The 17773-nt window shown below is 64.8% G+C and carries 17 protein-coding genes; 9 read left to right on the forward strand and 8 right to left on the reverse strand.

What is annotated here, in order from left to right; all coding sequences use genetic code 11:
• Positions 1-4 precede the first annotated feature (4 nt).
• Positions 5-937: a hypothetical protein gene (locus Q4G50_RS02430; RefSeq protein WP_303376050.1), complete on the reverse strand. Its 933-nt coding sequence runs from the start codon at positions 935-937 to the stop codon at positions 5-7.
• 60 nt (positions 938-997) lie between these two features.
• Between Q4G50_RS02430 and lspA the strand changes: the two genes are divergently transcribed.
• From lspA to Q4G50_RS02450, 4 genes are read left to right on the forward strand one after another with little or no spacing between them, the layout of a single operon-like run.
• Positions 998-1498, forward strand: coding sequence for a signal peptidase II (lspA, locus tag Q4G50_RS02435; protein ID WP_303376120.1), 501 nt, complete (start codon positions 998-1000; stop codon positions 1496-1498).
• On the forward strand, positions 1495-2418 hold the full coding sequence (locus tag Q4G50_RS02440) for an RluA family pseudouridine synthase (RefSeq protein ID WP_303376051.1): 924 nt from the start codon (positions 1495-1497) through the stop codon (positions 2416-2418). The genes lspA and Q4G50_RS02440 overlap by 4 nt, the downstream gene beginning before the upstream one ends.
• Positions 2415-2972: a hypothetical protein gene (locus Q4G50_RS02445; protein WP_303376052.1), complete on the forward strand. Its 558-nt coding sequence runs from the start codon at positions 2415-2417 to the stop codon at positions 2970-2972. Before Q4G50_RS02440 ends, Q4G50_RS02445 begins: the two co-directional genes overlap by 4 nt.
• 9 nt (positions 2973-2981) lie before the next feature.
• Positions 2982-3530 (forward strand): GNAT family N-acetyltransferase, encoded by a 549-nt coding sequence (locus tag Q4G50_RS02450; protein ID WP_303376053.1) that lies wholly within the window; start codon positions 2982-2984, stop codon positions 3528-3530.
• On the opposite strand, the gene rarD is transcribed toward Q4G50_RS02450, so the two are convergent.
• On the reverse strand, positions 3469-4344 hold the full coding sequence (rarD, locus tag Q4G50_RS02455; RefSeq protein WP_303376054.1) for an EamA family transporter RarD: 876 nt from the start codon (positions 4342-4344) through the stop codon (positions 3469-3471). The genes Q4G50_RS02450 and rarD overlap by 62 nt on opposite strands.
• 75 nt (positions 4345-4419) lie before the next feature.
• Here rarD and dnaE point away from each other — a divergent pair, with 75 nt between their 5' ends.
• Together dnaE and Q4G50_RS02465 are read left to right on the forward strand one after the other, a co-directional pair.
• Entirely contained in the window at positions 4420-7980 is a 3561-nt protein-coding gene (dnaE, locus tag Q4G50_RS02460; RefSeq protein WP_303376055.1) for a DNA polymerase III subunit alpha, read from the forward strand.
• A gap of 28 nt (positions 7981-8008) precedes the next feature.
• A complete protein-coding gene (locus Q4G50_RS02465; RefSeq protein ID WP_303376056.1) occupies positions 8009-9205 on the forward strand; it encodes a cobalamin-independent methionine synthase II family protein in 1197 nt (398 codons plus the stop codon).
• Between the two features lie 48 nt (positions 9206-9253).
• On the opposite strand, the gene Q4G50_RS02470 is transcribed toward Q4G50_RS02465, so the two are convergent.
• The gene (locus Q4G50_RS02470) at positions 9254-9598 is read right to left on the reverse strand and encodes a hypothetical protein (RefSeq protein ID WP_303376057.1); all 345 of its coding nucleotides are present in this window, start codon (positions 9596-9598) and stop codon (positions 9254-9256) included.
• Between the two features lie 67 nt (positions 9599-9665).
• Positions 9666-11300, reverse strand: coding sequence for a choice-of-anchor I family protein (locus Q4G50_RS02475; RefSeq protein WP_303376058.1), 1635 nt, complete (start codon positions 11298-11300; stop codon positions 9666-9668).
• 156 nt (positions 11301-11456) lie between these two features.
• Between Q4G50_RS02475 and ilvA the strand changes: the two genes are divergently transcribed.
• The gene (gene ilvA / locus Q4G50_RS02480) at positions 11457-12752 is read left to right on the forward strand and encodes a threonine ammonia-lyase IlvA (protein WP_303376059.1); all 1296 of its coding nucleotides are present in this window, start codon (positions 11457-11459) and stop codon (positions 12750-12752) included.
• A 24-nt stretch (positions 12753-12776) separates the two neighbouring features.
• Here ilvA and Q4G50_RS02485 read toward each other — a convergent pair whose 3' ends face one another.
• The 4 genes from Q4G50_RS02485 to treZ form a co-directional block, all read right to left on the reverse strand.
• The gene (locus Q4G50_RS02485; protein ID WP_303376060.1) at positions 12777-13553 is read right to left on the reverse strand and encodes a hypothetical protein; all 777 of its coding nucleotides are present in this window, start codon (positions 13551-13553) and stop codon (positions 12777-12779) included.
• Between the two features lie 175 nt (positions 13554-13728).
• Complete coding sequence (locus Q4G50_RS02490) at positions 13729-14442, reverse strand: AAA family ATPase (protein WP_303376061.1); 714 nt, start codon at positions 14440-14442, stop codon at positions 13729-13731.
• The gene (locus tag Q4G50_RS02495) at positions 14439-15134 is read right to left on the reverse strand and encodes an AAA family ATPase (protein ID WP_303376062.1); all 696 of its coding nucleotides are present in this window, start codon (positions 15132-15134) and stop codon (positions 14439-14441) included. The genes Q4G50_RS02490 and Q4G50_RS02495 overlap by 4 nt, the downstream gene beginning before the upstream one ends.
• The gene (treZ, locus tag Q4G50_RS02500) at positions 15135-16853 is read right to left on the reverse strand and encodes a malto-oligosyltrehalose trehalohydrolase (RefSeq protein WP_303376063.1); all 1719 of its coding nucleotides are present in this window, start codon (positions 16851-16853) and stop codon (positions 15135-15137) included.
• A 41-nt stretch (positions 16854-16894) separates the two neighbouring features.
• Between treZ and Q4G50_RS02505 the strand changes: the two genes are divergently transcribed.
• Both Q4G50_RS02505 and Q4G50_RS02510 read left to right on the forward strand, forming a co-directional pair.
• Positions 16895-17527 carry a YigZ family protein gene (locus Q4G50_RS02505; protein ID WP_303376064.1) on the forward strand — a complete coding sequence of 211 codons (633 nt, stop codon included), beginning with the start codon at positions 16895-16897 and terminating at the stop codon, positions 17525-17527.
• A 10-nt stretch (positions 17528-17537) separates the two neighbouring features.
• Complete coding sequence (locus tag Q4G50_RS02510; protein WP_303376065.1) at positions 17538-17771, forward strand: hypothetical protein; 234 nt, start codon at positions 17538-17540, stop codon at positions 17769-17771.
• Positions 17772-17773: the final 2 nt, after the last annotated feature.

Below are 17773 nucleotides of genomic sequence, written 5' to 3' on the forward strand. Positions count from 1 at the left end.
GTTCCTAACTGAATGCCAGCGAGGTCGTCGAATCCTGGACGACGCGGACATCGGAATCGGCGCCGCCGTAGACGACGCGGGTGGTGTAGGAGACCCGGCCGTCGACCGGCAACGGGTTGCCAAGGTCGACGGTGAGCGAGCCTTCGCTCGTGGTGTTGGAGTTGAGGACGTTGAGGGTTTCCCCGTCCTCCATGGTCAGCGCGCCGAGGGAGGGGCGCTGCTGCACGGCGACGTCGAGAAGCACGCGATCGCCGTCGATACTGGTGATGGTGTACGTCGCGGTCTGCAGCAGGGTCGAGTCGCCGGTGACGCGGGTATCCACCGACCAGGTCGCACCCTCGCCGAGGGCCACCTCGGGGAAGATGACCGGCAGACTGAGCAGCTTCATCAGGGCCTGCTCGACCAGTGCCCGCCCGTCGTCGGTGGCCGCCGTGGGGGCGGCGAGGCGGACGGTGGAAACCTGCCCGTCATCGTCCGCGCGCCAGCCGACGCGGAAGCCTTCCGCCGAGTGGACGTCCTCGGCCAACTCCAGGTTGTCGGGGGAGGGGCGGCCCAGGGTGAAGGAGACATCGCGGGTGGCGTCCCGCTCGCCTTCCGCGGGATCAGCGGCAGCGGTGGTGTCACCCTCCATCGGCAGGGTGAGGCGGGTGACATCGCCACCTGCCGGGGCCTGGACATCCACGGCGTCGGCCTGCATGAGGGTCTGGTTGAATCCCTCCGCCACCTCGACGGTGACCGACTGCTCACCAGCCGTGGAATAGGCCAGCACCCGATCGGCGCTGCCCGGATCCTCCACGGTGATACGCGCGGCGTCGACAGGCAGACCGACGGCCGCCTCCGTCTGCGGGCCAGTGTCCTCGCTGGCGCAGGCGGTCAGTGTCAGCGCCGCGGCGGTGAGGGCGGCGGCGAGGGCGCGGGGAAAATGTCGGAACAACACCCCGTCAACGCTACCGCAGGCAGGTCACCGGGTGGACCCGCATGGCCGTGGTGGGGAATGATGGACCGCGTGAGTACCCGAACCTCGAGACCGACACAGCGCAACGTCGCCTTCATGGCGGTGATCATCCTCGTGGTGGCGGCCATTGATCAGGTGACCAAGGCCGTCATGCTCGCCTGGCTGGAACCGGGGGTGCCGGTACCGGTGATCGGAGACTGGTTCCGCTTCTTCCTCCTTTTCAATCCCGGCGCGGCGTTTTCCATGGGGGAGAATTCGACCTGGCTGTTCACCACCATTCAGCTGGCGTTTGTCATCGGTATCGCCATCGCCGCGCCACGCATCCGTGACCGGGGGCAGGCACTCGGCCTGGCTCTCATCGCCGGTGGTGCGCTGGGCAACCTCATCGACCGTCTCTTCCGTGAGCCGGGATTCTGGTTCGGGCACGTCGTGGACTTCATCTCGGTGGGCAGCTTCGCGGTGTTCAACATTGCGGATGCGGCGATCACTATCGGCGTGGCCGTGTTCATCATCGCGATGTTTATTGAGGAGCGGAAGCGATGAGCCGCGAGATCCGCACCCTACCCGTCCCCGAGGGCCTGGCCGGCATGCGTGTTGATGCCGCCCTGTCCAAGCTCCTCGGTATCTCGCGCACCGTCGCCGCCGATCTGGCCACCGCAGGTGACGTGCTTGTCGACGGCGCCGCCGTAACCAAGTCCGACCGCCTCCACGACGGCTCCTGGTTGGAGGTGACGCTGCCGGCCGCCCCCGATCTGACTCCGAAGGAGGAGCTCATCGAGGGGATGGACATTCTCTATTCCGACAATGACATCATCGCCGTGCACAAGCCCGTCGGCGTCGCCGCGCATCCGACCGTCGGTTGGGAGGGGCCCACGGTCGTCGGGGGCCTGGCAGCCGCGGGTTTTCGCATCTCCACTTCCGGCCCGCCCGAGCGCAAGGGAATCGTGCAGCGGCTGGATGTGGGCACCTCCGGGGTCATGGTCGTCGCCGCCTCGGAGCGCGCCTACACCGTGTTGAAGAATGCCTTCCGCGACCGCACCGTGAGCAAGGTCTACCACGCCCTTGTGCAGGGGCATCCGGATCCCTTCACCGGCACCATCGACGCCCCCATCGGGAGGCACCCCTCCGCGGGCTGGCGTTTCGCCGTGACCACCGAGGGTAAGCCGGCGGTCACCCACTACGAGACGATCGAGGCCTTCCGCGAGGCCACGCTGCTGGAAGTCAACCTGGAGACGGGCCGCACCCACCAGATCCGCGTCCACATGTCAGCCATCGGGCACCCCTGTGTCGGAGACCCCATGTACGGTTCGGATCCCGCGTTGTCCGAGCACCTCGGACTGATCCGCCAGTGGCTGCACGCCGTGCGCCTGGGCTTCCAGCACCCCGGCACCGGCAAGTACATGGAGATCGAGGCCCCCTACCCCGATGATCTGGCGCACGCCCTGGAGGTGATCCGCGCATGACCGGCCGCCGTAGTCTCGGGGCCCTGGCTGTCGTGGGGCTCTTAGGCGTGCTCATCCTCGGCTTCCTTGACGACGCCACGCACAAGCCCGTCCCACCGCAGGGCGACATGCTGGGCACCGAGTCCGGGGAAAGCTTCCTCGACTACTCCGATCGCGCCGAAAAGACGCTTCTCGACGCCCCCGACGACCAACCCGTCTACGCCCTCGCTACCTTCGCGGAGAGCCTGACGCCTGAGGAGGCAGGTGAGGTGCTGGCCGGGACCGAGCGCGTCAACGCCATGGTCGTGGCCCTGGCGGCTCCGTTCCCGCTGCCCGAGCCGGTCACGGGGGAGGATCGCGCGGACGTGTTCCAGCGCGAACTCGACCGCATCGGGGCATCGTTGCAGGGTGTCGGCAATGTTCCTACGCCGGAGCTTATCGACGCCGCCGTCATCCGCGACAACGGCGAAGTACTACGCACACTGTCCGAGCGGGAAGAGATCGCCACCATCGAGGCGCTGCCGGAGGACGCCGCGTGGGGTCGCTTCGGCGTGCGACCGGTGGAAGTGCCGTAGGCTGCGGCCATGCATTTGATCGCACCTACCGCTGATCTTCACTCATCCTGGCTGGCGGCCGCGAAAGAGTGGGGTGGTGAGCATCAGGACGGTGCCGCCATCCACCTGGCACGCCGCTACGGACTGGACCTGAACGACCCCGCCGACTTCGCCCGCTGGGTCGACGCCCTCAACTCCGAATTCGTACCCGAGGGGAGTGTCCCCGCCACGAACTACTGGATGCTCGAGGACGGTGAGTATGTCGGCGCGATCCAGCTGCGCCACACCCTCAACCGCTACGCCCTGGCGGAGTTGTTCGGGCACATCGGCTACGGAGTGCGGCCCACGGCGCGGGGCCGGGGCCTGGCCACCCGCGCGCTACGTGAGGTGCTGGCCGAAGCCCGCGCCCTCGGGCTGCACCGGGTGCTCATGTGCTGCCGGGAGGACAACGCGGCGTCGATAAGCGTCATCCGGAAGTGCGGGGGCGTGCTGGAGAACATCCGGCACGTCGACGAGTTCAGTCTCTCCCACGGGGTGTCGGTGCCGACCTGCCGCTTCTGGATCGAGACCGCCGGGTGAGATCAACCAGGTAGATCGCCACGGCGATCCAGATGATGATGAACCCGACCCAGCGGGCGGGGGAGAGGTACTCCTGGGTGACAAACAGTGCCCACAGCATCTGCATCGTCGGCGTCAGGTACTGGATCATGCCGATCGTGCTCAGCGGCAGCCGCTTGGCGGCCATGCCGAACAGCAGCAGCGGCAGCGTGGTGATCAATCCCGACAGGACGAGCAACGTCGTGTGTGCGGGGCCTTCGGTGAGGAAGGTGCCGTCGATAAGCAGCAGGTAGATCAGCGCCAGCGGGGCAATGACCAGGGTCTCCGCCGTGAGCGAGACGGTCGGGGAGACGGCCACCTGCTTTTTCACCAGGCCGTAGAGGCCAAAGGTGATCGCCATGCCCAGTGCCATGACCGGGGCCTGGCCGGACAGGAACGTCAACTGCAAAACGCCGACCGCCGCGATGACCACCGCCACCGTCTGGTATCGGTTGAGCCGCTCACCGAGAAACACCACACCCAGCAGCACCGATAGCAGCGGGTTGATGAAATAGCCCAGCGCGGCGTCGGCGACATGCCCCGTGTTCACCGCCAGGACGTAGATGCCCCAGTTCGCGGAGATCAACGCACCGGCGGCGACCAGCAGCCCCCACGTGCGCCGAGAGGCCCGCCGCAACTGCCCCCAGCCCTTGAGTACCGTGAGCACCACCGACATGATCACCGCGGTCCACAGGATACGGTGCGCCAGAATCTCCACCGGACCCGCCGGAAGCAGCAGTGGGAAAAACGCCGGGAACAGTCCCCACAGCAGGTAGGCGAGCAGGCCGAAGATCATGGCTGGATCCTACCCTCAAGGTGTGATCTTTTGGGTGGGCACCCCGTATTTGACGCACTGGATAGACTTTCACCCATGGCCAAGAACTCCTCCTTCGTCCACATCCACAACCACACCGAGTTCTCCATGCTCGACGGAATGGCGAAGATCGACATGCTCGCCGAGGAGGTCACCCGGCAGAACATGCCGGCGGTCGGCATCACCGACCACGGCAACATGTTCGGCTCCGACGCCTTCTACCGCGCGATGACGAAGGCGGACATCAAGCCCATCATCGGCATCGAGGCGTACCTGGCGCCGGAGAGCCGCTTCAACAAAAACCGCGTGCGCTGGGGTGAGCCGCACCAGAAGTCCGACGACGTTTCCGCATCCGGTGCCTACCTGCACCAGACGATGATCGCGGAGAACGCCACCGGCCTGAAGAACCTGTTCTATCTCTCGTCGATGGCTTCCTATGAGGGCCAGCTGGGCAAGTGGCCGCGCATGGACGCCGAGCTCATCGCCGAGCGAGCCGACGGCATCATCGCCACCACCGGCTGCCCCTCCGGCGATGTGCAGACCCGCCTCCGCCTGGGGCAGTTCGACCAGGCGCTGGAGGCCGCCGCGATGTGGCAGGACATCTACGGCAAGGAGAACTACTTCCTCGAGCTCATGGATCACGGCCTGCACATCGAGCAGCGCGTGCGCCGGGAGCTGCTGGAGATCGGGCAGAAGCTCGACCTGCCGCCGCTGGTGACCAACGACTGCCACTATGTCCTTGAATCCCAGGCCCAGGCGCACGAGGCGATGTTGTGCGTGCAGACCGGCAAGACGATGAATGACCCGGACCGTTTCAAATTCGACGGCACCGGCTACTACATCAAGACCGCCGCCGAAATGCGCGCGCTTTTCGACGACATCGTCCCCGACGGATGCGACAACACCCTGCTCATCGCCGAGCGGGTGCAGGATTACGGTGAGATCTGGGAGTCCCACCCGCACGACCGTATGCCCATCGCGGACGTCCCGGACGGTCACACGCCGACGACGTGGTTGCACCACGAGGTGATGGAGGGCCTGCGCGAACGCTTCAACGGCGGCGAGATCCCGCAGGACTACATCGATCGAGCGAACTACGAGATCGAGGTCATCGACATGAAGGGGTACCCGTCGTACTTCCTCATCGTCGCCGAGATCATCAAGCACGCCCGCTCGATCGGCATTTGGGTGGGCCCGGGTCGTGGTTCCGCCGCCGGCGCGCTCGTCGCCTACGCCCTGACCATCACCAATATCGACCCGATGGAACACGGTCTGCTCTTCGAGCGATTCCTCAACCCGGAACGACCCTCGGCACCCGATATTGATATCGACTTCGATGATCGCCGCCGCGGCGAGATGATCCGCTACGCCGCCGAACGCTGGGGCGAGGACAAGATCGCCCAGGTGATCACCTTCGGCACGGTGAAGACGAAGCAGGCGCTCAAGGACTCCGCGCGCGTGCAGTTCGGCCAGCCTGGTTACCAGATGGCCGACCGCATCACGAAGGAGCTGCCGCCGCCGATCATGGCGAAGGACATCCCCCTGTCCGGTATCACTGACCCCGAGCATGATCGCTACAACGAGGCCGGCGCGGTACGCACCCTCATCGAGTCAGACCCGGACGTGCGCAAGATCTATGAGACGGCCCGCGGCCTCGAGGGAGTCGTCCGCCAGGCGGGTGTCCACGCCTGTGCGGTGATCATGGCGTCCGTGCCACTGCTGGACCATGTGCCGATGTGGAAGCGCCCTGCCGACGGTGCACTGATCACCGGCTGGGATTACCCGGCGTGTGAGAACATCGGCCTGCTGAAGATGGACTTCCTGGGGCTGCGCAACCTCACTGTCATCGGTGACGCGCTGGCCAACATCAAGAAGAACCGCGGCATCGACCTCGACCTGGAAAACCTCGCCGTCGAGGACACGGAAACCTACGAACTGCTGGGCCGCGGCTCCACCCTGGGCGTGTTCCAGCTCGACTCCGGCGGCATGCAGGAACTGCTCAAGCGCATGCAGCCCACCGGCTTCAATGACATCGTTGCGTCGCTGGCGCTGTACCGACCGGGCCCGATGGGTGTCAACGCCCACCTCGACTACGCGGACCGTAAGAACGGCCGCAAACCGATCGAGCCGATCCACCCGGAACTCGGCGAGGCGTTGGAGGACATCCTGGAGGAGACCTACGGTCTCATCGTGTACCAGGAGCAGATCATGCGTATCGCGCAGAAGCTCGCGAACTACACGGCCGGTGAAGCAGACGGTTTCCGTAAGGCCATGGGTAAGAAGAAAGCGGAGGTCCTGGAGAAGGAGTACGCGAAGTTCTCCGAGGGCATGATCTCCAACGGTTTCGGCAAGGAAGCCATCAAGGCCCTGTGGGACACGATCCTGCCCTTCGCGTCCTACGCGTTCAACAAGTCGCATGCCGCAGGCTACGGCCTGGTGTCCTTCTGGACGGCCTACCTCAAGGCCCACTACGCCCCGGAGTACATGGCGGCACTGCTCACCTCGGTGGCGGACAAGAAAGACAAGTCCGCCATCTACCTCGCGGACTGCCGCCACCTGGGGCTCAAGGTGCTGCCCCCGGATGTCAACGAGTCGGAGAATGACTTCGTGGCGGTCGGCGAAGACATCCGTTTCGGTCTCGGGGCGATCCGCAATGTCGGTCATGAGGTGGTGGACTCGATCGTCGAGACGCGGCGCACGAAGGGCGCGTACACGAACTTCTCCGATTATCTGGAGAAGATCGACCTGCTGCCCTGCAACAAGCGCATCACCGAATCCCTCATCAAGGGCGGTGCCTTCGACTCTTTGGGCCACCCGCGCAAGGGCCTCATGCTCATCCACGAAGACGCCGTCGATTCCGTCCTGGCGACGAAGAAGGCCGCCGACAAGGGCCAGTTCGATCTTTTCGCCGGTTTCGGTGCGGAGGAGGATGCCGCCACCAGCGTCTTCGCCATTGACATCCCGGAGGACAACTGGGACCGCAAGCACGAACTCGCCCTGGAACGCGAGATGCTCGGGCTCTATGTTTCCGGCCATCCGCTCGACGGCTACGAGGAGGCCCTGGAGGCGCAGACCGACACGGCGTTGACCACCATCCTCGGCGGGGAGATGCGCAACGGCGCCGAGGTGCTCATCGGCGGCATCATCTCTGCGGTGGACCGGCGCTTCTCCAAGAAGGACGGCTCGCCGTGGGCGATTGTCACCATTGAGGATCATAACGGCGCACAGGTGGAACTCCTGGTCTTCAACAAGGTGTATGCACTGGTCAGCTCATCGATCGTGGAGGACAACATCATCCTGGCCAAGGCGCATGTGTCCATCCGCGATGACCGTATGTCACTATTCTGCGATGACATCAAGGTCCCGGAACTCGGGCCCGGCAACGGGGCTGGCCTGCCCCTGCGTCTGACGATGCGCACCGATCAGTGCACGATGGAGACGATCGCCAAGCTCAAGAACGTGCTGGCAGCGAACCAGGGTGACTCGGATGTCTACCTCAAGCTGGTCAATGGCGAGGAATCGACGATGATGATTCTCGGCGAGCACCTGCGCGTGGATCGTTCCGGTTCGCTCATGGGTGATCTCAAGGCCACCTTGGGGGCAGGCATCCTCGGCTAAGTCCAGCTAATGTATTACCATCTGCTGCATGACCAACAAGATCCGCACCACCCATGTCGGCTCCCTGCCGCGCACCCCTGAGCTTCTCGACGCCAACCTCCGCCGCGCAGAACTGAGCGACGAGCAGTTCCACGAGATCCTCCAGACCGCCGTCGACGAGGTCGTCCGCCGCCAGGTGGACATGGGCATCGACATCATCAACGAAGGCGAGTACGGGCACATCACCTCCGGCGCCGTCGATTACGGCGCCTGGTGGAACTACTCGTTTACCCGCCTCGGCGGGCTGACCATGACCGATGAGGATCGCTGGGCCAGCCAGGAAGCCGTGCGCTCCACCCCGGGCAACATCCAGCTCACCTCTTTCTCTGACCGCCGCGACCGCGCCCTGTTCAACGAGGCTTATGAGGATCCGGAGTCCGGCATCTTCGCTGGCCGCGCCAAAGTGGGCAACCCCAAGTTCACCGGCCCCATCACCTACATCGGCCAGGATGAGGTCGACGCCGATGTCCAGCTCATGCGCAAGGCCATGGATGCCGCGGGTGCACAGGACGGTTTCGTGGCCGCTTTGTCCCCGGGGTCCGCTGCCCGCCTGAAGAACGAGTACTACGCCACCGACGCCGAGGTCGTGTGGGCCTGCGCCGACGCCATGGCCCAGGAGTACAAGGCGATCACCGATGCCGGTTTCACCGTCCAGCTCGACGCCCCCGACCTCGCCGAGTCCTGGGACCAGATCAACCCCGAGCCGACCCTCGACGATTACCGCGACTGGCTGCGCACCCGCGTCGACGCCATCAACCACTCGGTGCGTGACATCCCGAAGGAGCAGACCCGTCTGCACATCTGCTGGGGTTCCTGGCACGGCCCGCACGTCACCGACGTCGAATTCGGCGACATCATCGAGGAGATCCTGCGCGCCGAGGTCGGTGGCTTCTCCTTCGAGGGTGCCTCCCCGCGCCACGCCCATGAGTGGCGTGTTTGGCAGGAGCACCAGCTGCCGGAGGGTTCCCTGATCTACCCGGGGGTCATCTCGCACTCCACCAACGCCGTGGAGCACCCCCGCCTGGTGGCCGACCGCATCATTCAGTTCGCGGAGGTCGTTGGCCCGGAGAACGTCGTCGCCTCCACCGACTGTGGTCTTGGCGGTCGCCTCAACCACCAGATCGCGTGGGCGAAGCTGGAGTCCCTCGTCGAGGGCGCACGCATCGCCAGCGAGGAATTGTTCTAGGAAAAGCGAAAAGGCCCGCATGGTGCGGGTCTTTTTGCTTATCGACGCCTAGCGGATACCGAACTGCTCGAGAGTGGCGCGGAGCTGGTCGACGCCGCCCGGGATGAACGGCAGGACGATGACCAGACCCTGGGTGATGGCCGCACCGACGGCGAAGACTGCCTCGGCGATGGCGAGGTAGCCAGCGGTCTCCTCGTCGATGACCATCGACTGGGCCCAGCCCGGCAGGTCGTTTTCACCGGTGGTATTGCTGTCATCGGTGGAGGAGACGGAAGAGGTGGAGGACAGGGACGCCGAGGTGTCGGCGCCCTCCTCGGCCTGCACGGGGGTGACCAGGGCGAGGGTGGTGCTGGTGGCAGCAACCAGGGCGACGGCGAGGCGGCGACGGATCACGGGGGAACTCCTTGAGCGGTTGAATAGCTGATCGTTGATGAACTTAGCAGTGTTCGCGGTGGACGGTCTAGCGGGAGGACAGGGAAGAGCCGGAGGAACCGGATCCCGCGGGGGTCTCAGCGACGTCAATCTCGAACACCGTGGTGGTGCCGGAGACCTCGTTGCCCACGACGAGCAGGTTCTTGCTGTTCGGGGAATCCGCGGCCGGGATGAACACCAGGCCCTCCGCTCCGAGGTCGCCGCTGTTGTCGGAGAAGTCTCGGTTGTTGACGTAGGTGACAAACTGCGCGGCAGACGGGTTGCTCACGTCGTAGACCATGACGCCACCGACGCGCTCCAGGCCGATGAAGGCATAGGTGCGGCCGTTGATCTCGCCCAGCGCCACGCCCTCCGGCTCCGGGCCCTTGTCGTCGGAACGGCCCTCGAAGTTGGCCTCTCGGTGGTTGGAGTTGAAGTACTCCGGGCTGGTCTGTGCGGTGATGCGCTCGAACTGGTCGTCGGAGTTGAACACGCGCTGGCCGTTGCCGTCGACGATGGAGAAACCGCGGGCGCCGAAGGAATAGATCTCGTCGTGGCACTCGCCCTCGGCGTTGTAGCCGTCGGCGGTGGTGACGGTCAGACGGCCCAGGTTCTCGTCCTTCTGCAGCTCGGCGATCTCCTCAGTGCTCATGTCGTTGAAACCCTCGCACAGGGTGAGATGCTTGACGCGGGCTTCCTCGGAGTAGCCATCCCAGTCGCGGGCATCGCCCTCGTTGGCGGTGACGATGTAGGTGGCGCCGCCCACCTGGTAGGAGGCGATGGAGTCGGGCTGCAGGAAGCCCTTGATCGGCCAGGTGTCGATGTTGATCTTCCCGTCGCGGTCAGAGACATCCAGCGGGACGACAGAGTGGTCGACGGTGCCCAGCGGCCAGATGTCGGTGACGGTCGCGGATGCGATGTCGACGACGGCCAGGGCGTTGTTCTCCTGCAGGGAGACATACGCGGTGTTGCCCTGAACGGTGATGTACTCCGGCTCCAGGTTCTGGGCGACAGTGCCCTCCGGCCCAAAGATACGGACCCCCTCCGGCAGGGCGCCCGGCTCGTTGTAGGCGCGGAAATCGGCGGTGCGGACATCATCCTGGGATGCTGCGGCGATATCAGCAGGCAGGGCCACCACGGAGACGGAGCCCTCCGGGTCGACCGAGTAGTCCTCGGCCGGCTCACCCTCGTTGGCGACGAGCGCGTACTTGCCGTCCTCAGTGATGGTCACCATATCCGGGAGGGAACCGACACCGACGGTGCCGAAGGTCTCCAAGGTGGCGGCGTCGAAAAAGAGCAGGGAACCGGGGGCGGTCTTGTCGTTGGCGGGTTCGACGGTGGCGACAGCGAGGCCGTCGGCGCGCACGGCCACAGAGTTGATGACGGTGTTGTCGCCAGCGTCGACCGAGTCGACCTTCTTCGGTGCGGTCGGATCAGAGATGTCCAGGACGTCGATCTGGCCGGACTGCGCGTTAACGGTGAGGACCCGCTGGGTACCAGCGTGGTAGTCGACGATCTCGGCGGCGGAGGCGTCGAAGATCCCGGTCTCGTAGCTGCCGATCGGGGTGATGCTCAGCGCTGCACCCGGCGCGGAGTGGACAATCTGGGCCTGGGCCGGGACGAACAGGGACAGGCTGGTGGCGACAGCCGCGCACAGGGCGACGGCGGAACGGCGAAGCGACAAGGGTCTTCTCCTGAATTCACGATGAACAAATACGAAGAGTCATGGTGGCCCAGTCACGTAACTGCTCAGCTAACATCCGACCACCTCCGGGTGAACACTGCATGAAGCAGGCCGCGAGGGATGTGTTCGGGAAGGAGAGGACTACACTGTTTCGACATGAGTGACACCCCGGCATCCGTGACCACCTTTGAGCCTGTCCACGCCTCGGACATTCAGCTGGCCCAGGCCCGGATTTCGTCCGTCATCGCGCCGACACCGCTGCAGTACTGCCCGCGCCTGTCCGAGGAGACCGGCTGCGAGGTCTACCTCAAGCGCGAGGACCTGCAGGATGTGCGCTCCTACAAGATCCGCGGTGCGTACTACGCGATTGCCAATCTGGATGATGCCCAGCGGGAGGCCGGCATCATCGCCGCCTCCGCCGGAAACCACGCGCAGGGCGTGGCCTATGCCTGCCGCACCATGGGCATCCCGGGGCGCATCTACGTGCCGGTCCAGACACCGAAGCAGAAGCGGGACCGTATCGCCGTGCATGGTGGGGACATGGTGGAGCTTGTCGTCACCGGTAACAATTTCGATGAGGCCGCCGAGGCCGCGCGTGCCGACGCCGCCGAGCGCGGCGCCACCATGATCGAGCCTTTCGACGCCCGCGACACCATCATCGGCCAAGGAACCGTCGCCGCGGAGATCCTCACGCAGCTCAGTTCCATCGGTAAGTCTCTCGACTCCATTTTCGTCCCTGTCGGTGGCGCCGGTCTGCTCGCCGGCGTCGCCTCCTACCTGGCGGACCTGGCGCCGCGGACCGCGATCGTGGGCGTCGAGCCCGCCGGTGCCGCCTCGCTGCAGGCCGCTTTGCGTGCCGACGGCCCCGTCACCCTCGATACCGTCGACCCCTTCGTCGATGGTGCCGCCGTGAAGCGCATCGGCAACCTCAGCTACGAGATCGTCGAACGCAACCAGGGCCGCACCCACGTCATGGATGTTTCCGAAGGTGCCGTATGTACCGAGATGTTGGAGCTGTATCAGAATGAGGGCATCATCACCGAGCCCGCCGGGGCCCTGTCCGTCACGGGCCTGAAGGAAATGAAGATGCAATCTGACTCCGTCGTGGTGTGCATCATCTCCGGCGGCAACAACGATGTGCTCCGCTACGCCGAGATCATGGAGCGCTCCCTCGTGCACCGCGGACTCAAGCACTACTTCCTGGTGAACTTCCCGCAGGAACCCGGCCAGTTGCGCCACTTCCTCAACGACATCCTCGGCCCCGATGATGACATCACCCTATTCGAGTACCTCAAGCGCAACAACCGCGAGACCGGAGCCGCTCTCGTCGGACTCGAGCTCGGCCGGGCGCGCGACTTCGACCCGCTTGTCGAGCGCATGAACGCCTCCCGCATCGACTGCCAGCATCTCAAGCCGAACACCCCGGAATACGAGTACCTCGTCAACACCTAGGCGATGAAGGGGAGATTTGGGCGGCTACGAAAATTTACGGGAGTCTAGAAATCCCTTCGCAGACTGCGAAATCGGAGGAAGGGTGGCGGGCAGTTCCGTGCCGTCGAGGACAGTCACATGGGAGTGCTCACTAATACGGTCAAACCATTGAGAGGAATCATCCCGGTGGGTCAGTCCGCGGCGGTAGGCAAAAGCGACAATGTCGGGCGCCCATAGTAGGTTCTCATCGGATGGGCTGGCGTGGAGGTGCTGGATATAAGTCGGGATTCTTTTCGATGCCCGAAGCTCCTTGAAGTCGCGGCGATCGCGATTGTCATTAGCTCCTTTGTTGGATCGTTCAAATATCACTGCCCTGAGGTCCTTCACTCCATCCGACAACTGACTCACCAAATGGCGCAGGCAGTTACTACGGGCTTCCAGCCGCTGGTTCTCATGGGTGGATTCCAAGGGTACTTGCGTGACCAGGAGACTGACATCATCGTGATCGTGGAAGTAGTCAAGTAGGCGCGTGAAGATCTCTCTCCCCTCGGGAGTCTGAACTGCGTCTGTACTGTGCCAGTGGGAAGATCCCACAATCCCCCTCAGATCTTCCCGGACATCTGTGATCTCCCTACCGCGGTAGATGGCCGCACGCATTGTATAGAAGCCCGGGGCCTCGCCTCGCTTTTCATCGTCGGACGGCCTTGTGCTATCGAATGTTTCATCGAGGTACGCGACTACTTGTTCTTCACCCAGATGGGAGTAGAGTTTGGATAGCACAGGATTCTGGCGATGCTGCATGGGACTAAGAATGGCATACATGCCGCGTGGTGGTAGCCGGGAGAGAAGCGCCCCTGTTCGGGGGTGGTTTCTGTTGACTGCTGTAGCCGTCGCTCTTATGCTTGGTGCCGAGCAAAGGAAGCGGATCGAACCTTGGAAGAGGCCGAAAAGTTTCCCGGCCCCAGACCGACCTACGGGCGGCTGGGGTTGCTTACTATTAAGGCGAAGTCACGTCGATCATGTAGTCGGCGATGCCGTGCGGATCGGCGAGGAAGTCTCGTAGAGCTCGGTAGGAGGTCGTCTCCTGCACGCCGATGTCTTCGAGGATGCCGCCGTCAGCGGTGAACTCGTAGATCCGCGCGCCGGGTAGGGCCAGCAGTACGGGGGAGTGGGTGGCGATGATGAGCTGCGCACCCGCTTGCGCGATCTGATGCAGTTCGGCGAGCAGTGTCATCTGGCGGATGAAGGAGAGTCCGGCTTCGGGCTCGTCGAGAAGAAACAGGCCCGCGCCGTGGAAGCTGTCCTGCACGATACGCAGGACCGATTCACCGTGGGAGAGGGCATAGAGATCGGTGTCGTGGGTGAGGTTGAACTGGCTGGCCACCCCGTAGTGGGCTTCGGCGCGCAGAAAGTGACCGTTCATCGCGCGCGGGCCACGCAGCAGGGTGGCGGCGTGGCGGAGCGGATTCTCCCGGCCGCCCGGCGCATCCCCGAAGGCCCCTCCGTGGGCGTTGAAACCCGCGCTCACGGCGATGCCCTCCAGGAGCGTTGACTTGCCGACGCCGTTCTCGCCGGTGAACAGGGTGATGGGTTGGCGGAGGTTGAGCCCGGAATCGCGAAGCAATGCCCGGAAGGCGGGGACGTCGTCGATCCAGGGCGGCCCGTCGGGGTGAAATGCGGGCCGGTAGCTGTGGACGAAGAACTTGCTCATGATGTCAGGTACTCCGTGGTGCCGATTGGGTCCGCAACAAACTCCCGCGCCGCGCGGAAGGCCTCAGTGTCTTCGAGCTGGCGTTCGTGAATGCCCATCGCGTCGACCTCCAGGATCTGGGCACCCGGGAGGGCCAGCAGGATGGGGGAGTGGGTGGCCATGATGATCTGGGATCCGCGATCCGCCAGATGCCACAGGCGGCCCAGCAACTCCAATTGGCGCAGATTCGACAGCCCGGCCTCAGGCTCATCGAGGATGAACAGCCCACCGCCGTGGAAACGACGCTCCACCAACGACATGATTGACTGGCCGTGGCTCATGTCCAGCAGGTCGGGAAGCGGAGAGTCATCCAGGCCCGCGTACCACTGAGCCAGGTTGAAGAATGATTCGCCGCGGAGGAAGAAGCCGTCCGGGGCGTTGTGACGCCGCAGCGTGAGGTACTCGTTCAGCGGGGACACGGAGTTGTCCTCCACCTGCATCCTCGCGTGGCGCGACCCGCCCTCCGCGTTGAAACCGCTGCCCACCGCGAGGGCCTCCACCAACGTGGATTTGCCGGCCCCGTTCTCCCCGGAGATGAGTGTCACGGGTGCGGTGAACTCCAGTGGGGCCTGCAGGAGGGCACACACAACCGGAAGTGCCCGCAGCCAGGAGGGGTGGGGCGGGGCGTCGAGGAGCGCGGCGCGGAGGAACATCTAGCGGCGCACGAGCGCGAACTCCCAGGGGCCCAGGCGCGTGTCATCGAGGCCGACCTCGGGGGAGGTAAAGGAGTAGATGAGCTCGCCGCCGAAGGGCGCAGTCACGTCCGCGTCGGAGAGGTTGGCCACTAGCAGGACATCATCCCATCCCATGGCCAACCACCCCTCGCCCGTCTCGACGAGCAGCTGCGAGAGGTCGGCGCGGGACAGGCCCAGCTCTCGGCGCAGGCGCAGCAGCTGCGTGTATGTGGCGTGGATCTCCTGCTGCTCCGCACCGAAATCCCAGTCCAGCTTCGAGGCCTCGAAGGTGGCGGGATCGGCCGGATCAGGGACCTCAGCATGGTCCCAGCCGGAACGGGCGAACTCACGCTTGCGGCCCTCGGAGGTCAGGCGGTTGAGGTTGTCGTCGGTGTGTGAGCAGAAGAAGGCGAAAGGTGTCTGCGCGCCGTATTCCTCACCCATGAACAGCATCGGGGTGTACGGCGAGCAGTAGATCACCGCGGCCTTGAGTATCTGCTGTTGCGGGGTGAGATTCATCGACGGACGGTCGCCCGAGGCACGGTTGCCGGTCTGGTCATGGGTGGTGGTGTAAGTGACCAGGCGGTGGGCCGGGATCGAGTTCACGTCGATGGGGCGGCCGTGGTGCCGTCCGCGGAAGGAGGAGTAGGTGCCGTCGAAGTAGAAACCGGCGCGCAGGGTCTTGGCCAGGGCGTCCAGCGAGCCGAAGTCCTCGTAGTAGGCGTGGTTCTCACCGGAGACGACAGTGTGCAGCGCGTGGTGGATATCATCCACCCACTGGCCGGCCAGCCCGTAACCGCCGCCGTCGCGCCCGGTGATCAGGCGCGGATCATTCATGTCCGATTCGGCGATGATGTAGCGCGGCACACCCGTACGGGCCGTGACGTCATCGGCGACGTCCTGGATCTGCTCCATGATCGAGTAGGCACCGGTGTCATCGAGGGAGTGGACGGCGTCGAGACGCAGGCCGTCAATGCGGTAGTCATCCAGCCACAGGCGCACCGCGTCGAGAATGAACGCGCGGACCTCATCGGACTGCGGCCCGGAAATGTTGACCACCTCACCCCAGCCGGTGGAACCACCCGCGGTGTAAGGGCCGAACATACCGTTGTAGTTGCCGTCGGGGCCGAAGTGGTTGTACACGACGTCGAGGATGACGCCGATGCCGACGGCATGCGCGGCGTCGATAAGCTTCTTGAGACCCTCCGGACCGCCGTAACCTGCGTGGACGGCATGCCAGGTGACACCGTCATAACCCCAGTTGCGCTCGCCGCCGAAGGGCTGGACGGGCATGAGCTCAATGGCGGTGACCCCGAGATCCTTGAGGTAACCCAACTTCCCGATCACCCCGTCGAACGTCCCCTCCGGGGTGAACGTGCCCACGTGCAGTTCGTAGATGACCTGCCCCGCCAGCGGACGCCCCGTCCACTCGGCGGCCCAGTCGAAGGCCGGATCAACCACTTCGCTTAAACCGTGGACACCGTCGGGCTGGGCCTGGCTGCGCGGATCGGGGAGGGGCTTGGACCAGTCGGTGCCGTCGAAAAGCTCGAAACCATAGCGCATCCCCGGCTCCGCGATGCGGTCGGCGACCCACCACCCGCCGGAGGATTCCTGCATGGGGATCTCTGCATCAGCGAGGCGGAGGCGGACATCCTGGGCGAAGGGGGCCCACACGGAAAACGGTTCATGCGCAGTCATGCGTTCCAGGCTATCGGAAAGCCCGGCTATTATCAGACCTCATGCAGTACCAGACGCCCGCCGCCGGTCAGACCTGGAGCCACGAATGGGAGGTCAAAAGGTCCCGTTTCCTCTCCCTGGTGCGACGCACACCGGATGAGCAGGCTGCCCGCGACTTCATCGCGCAGGTGCGCGCGGACTACCCCGATGCCCGGCACCACTGCAGCGCCTATCTGTTGCACATTGAGGGCGCGAATCCGATCGAACGTTCCTCGGACGACGGCGAGCCCTCCGGCACCGCCGGTCGGCCCATGCTCGATGTTCTCAAGGGTTCCTCGCTTTACGACGCCGCCGTCGTCGTCGTCCGCTGGTTCGGCGGCATCAAGCTCGGGGCGGGTGGGCTGGTGCACGCCTACTCCCAATCCGTCGGCGACCTGCTGCCCCAGGTGCCCCGTGTCACCCGCGCCATCCGGGAGCTTTATCGCATCGAGGTCCCGCACGCCGACGCCGGTCGCCTCGAATCGGAGCTACGCGCCCGCGGGGTGTCGATCACTGATACCGGCTACGGCACAGCAGTGACCTACACGCTGGCGGTGGAACCCGGCGGGCGGGAGGAACTGGAATCCACCCTCGCCGCGTTAACCTCCGGGGCAGTGCTCCCCAGTGAGGCGGGCACCGCTTGGGTCGAGTACTAGGATGGGGCCCATGACAATGCAGCGACGCCCCAACAACCCGATCGAACTGCGCAAGCAGGCTGTCCGCAAGTACACCCGCAACGCCGCGGTCGCCGTCGGTGGCGGTGTGATCGGCGGTGCCGCACTTGCCCTGCTGTTTACCAGCTGGACCTGGCTGGTGATCGGGCTGGTCGTCGCCGTGGTCGGTGGCTTCTACAACTGGAGCAAGGTGCAGAAGATCGTCAACCACCGCGACAACTACTGATC

This window comes from Corynebacterium sp. (assembly GCF_030538285.1).
In the GTDB taxonomy this organism is placed as follows: Bacteria; Actinomycetota; Actinomycetes; order Mycobacteriales; family Mycobacteriaceae; genus Corynebacterium.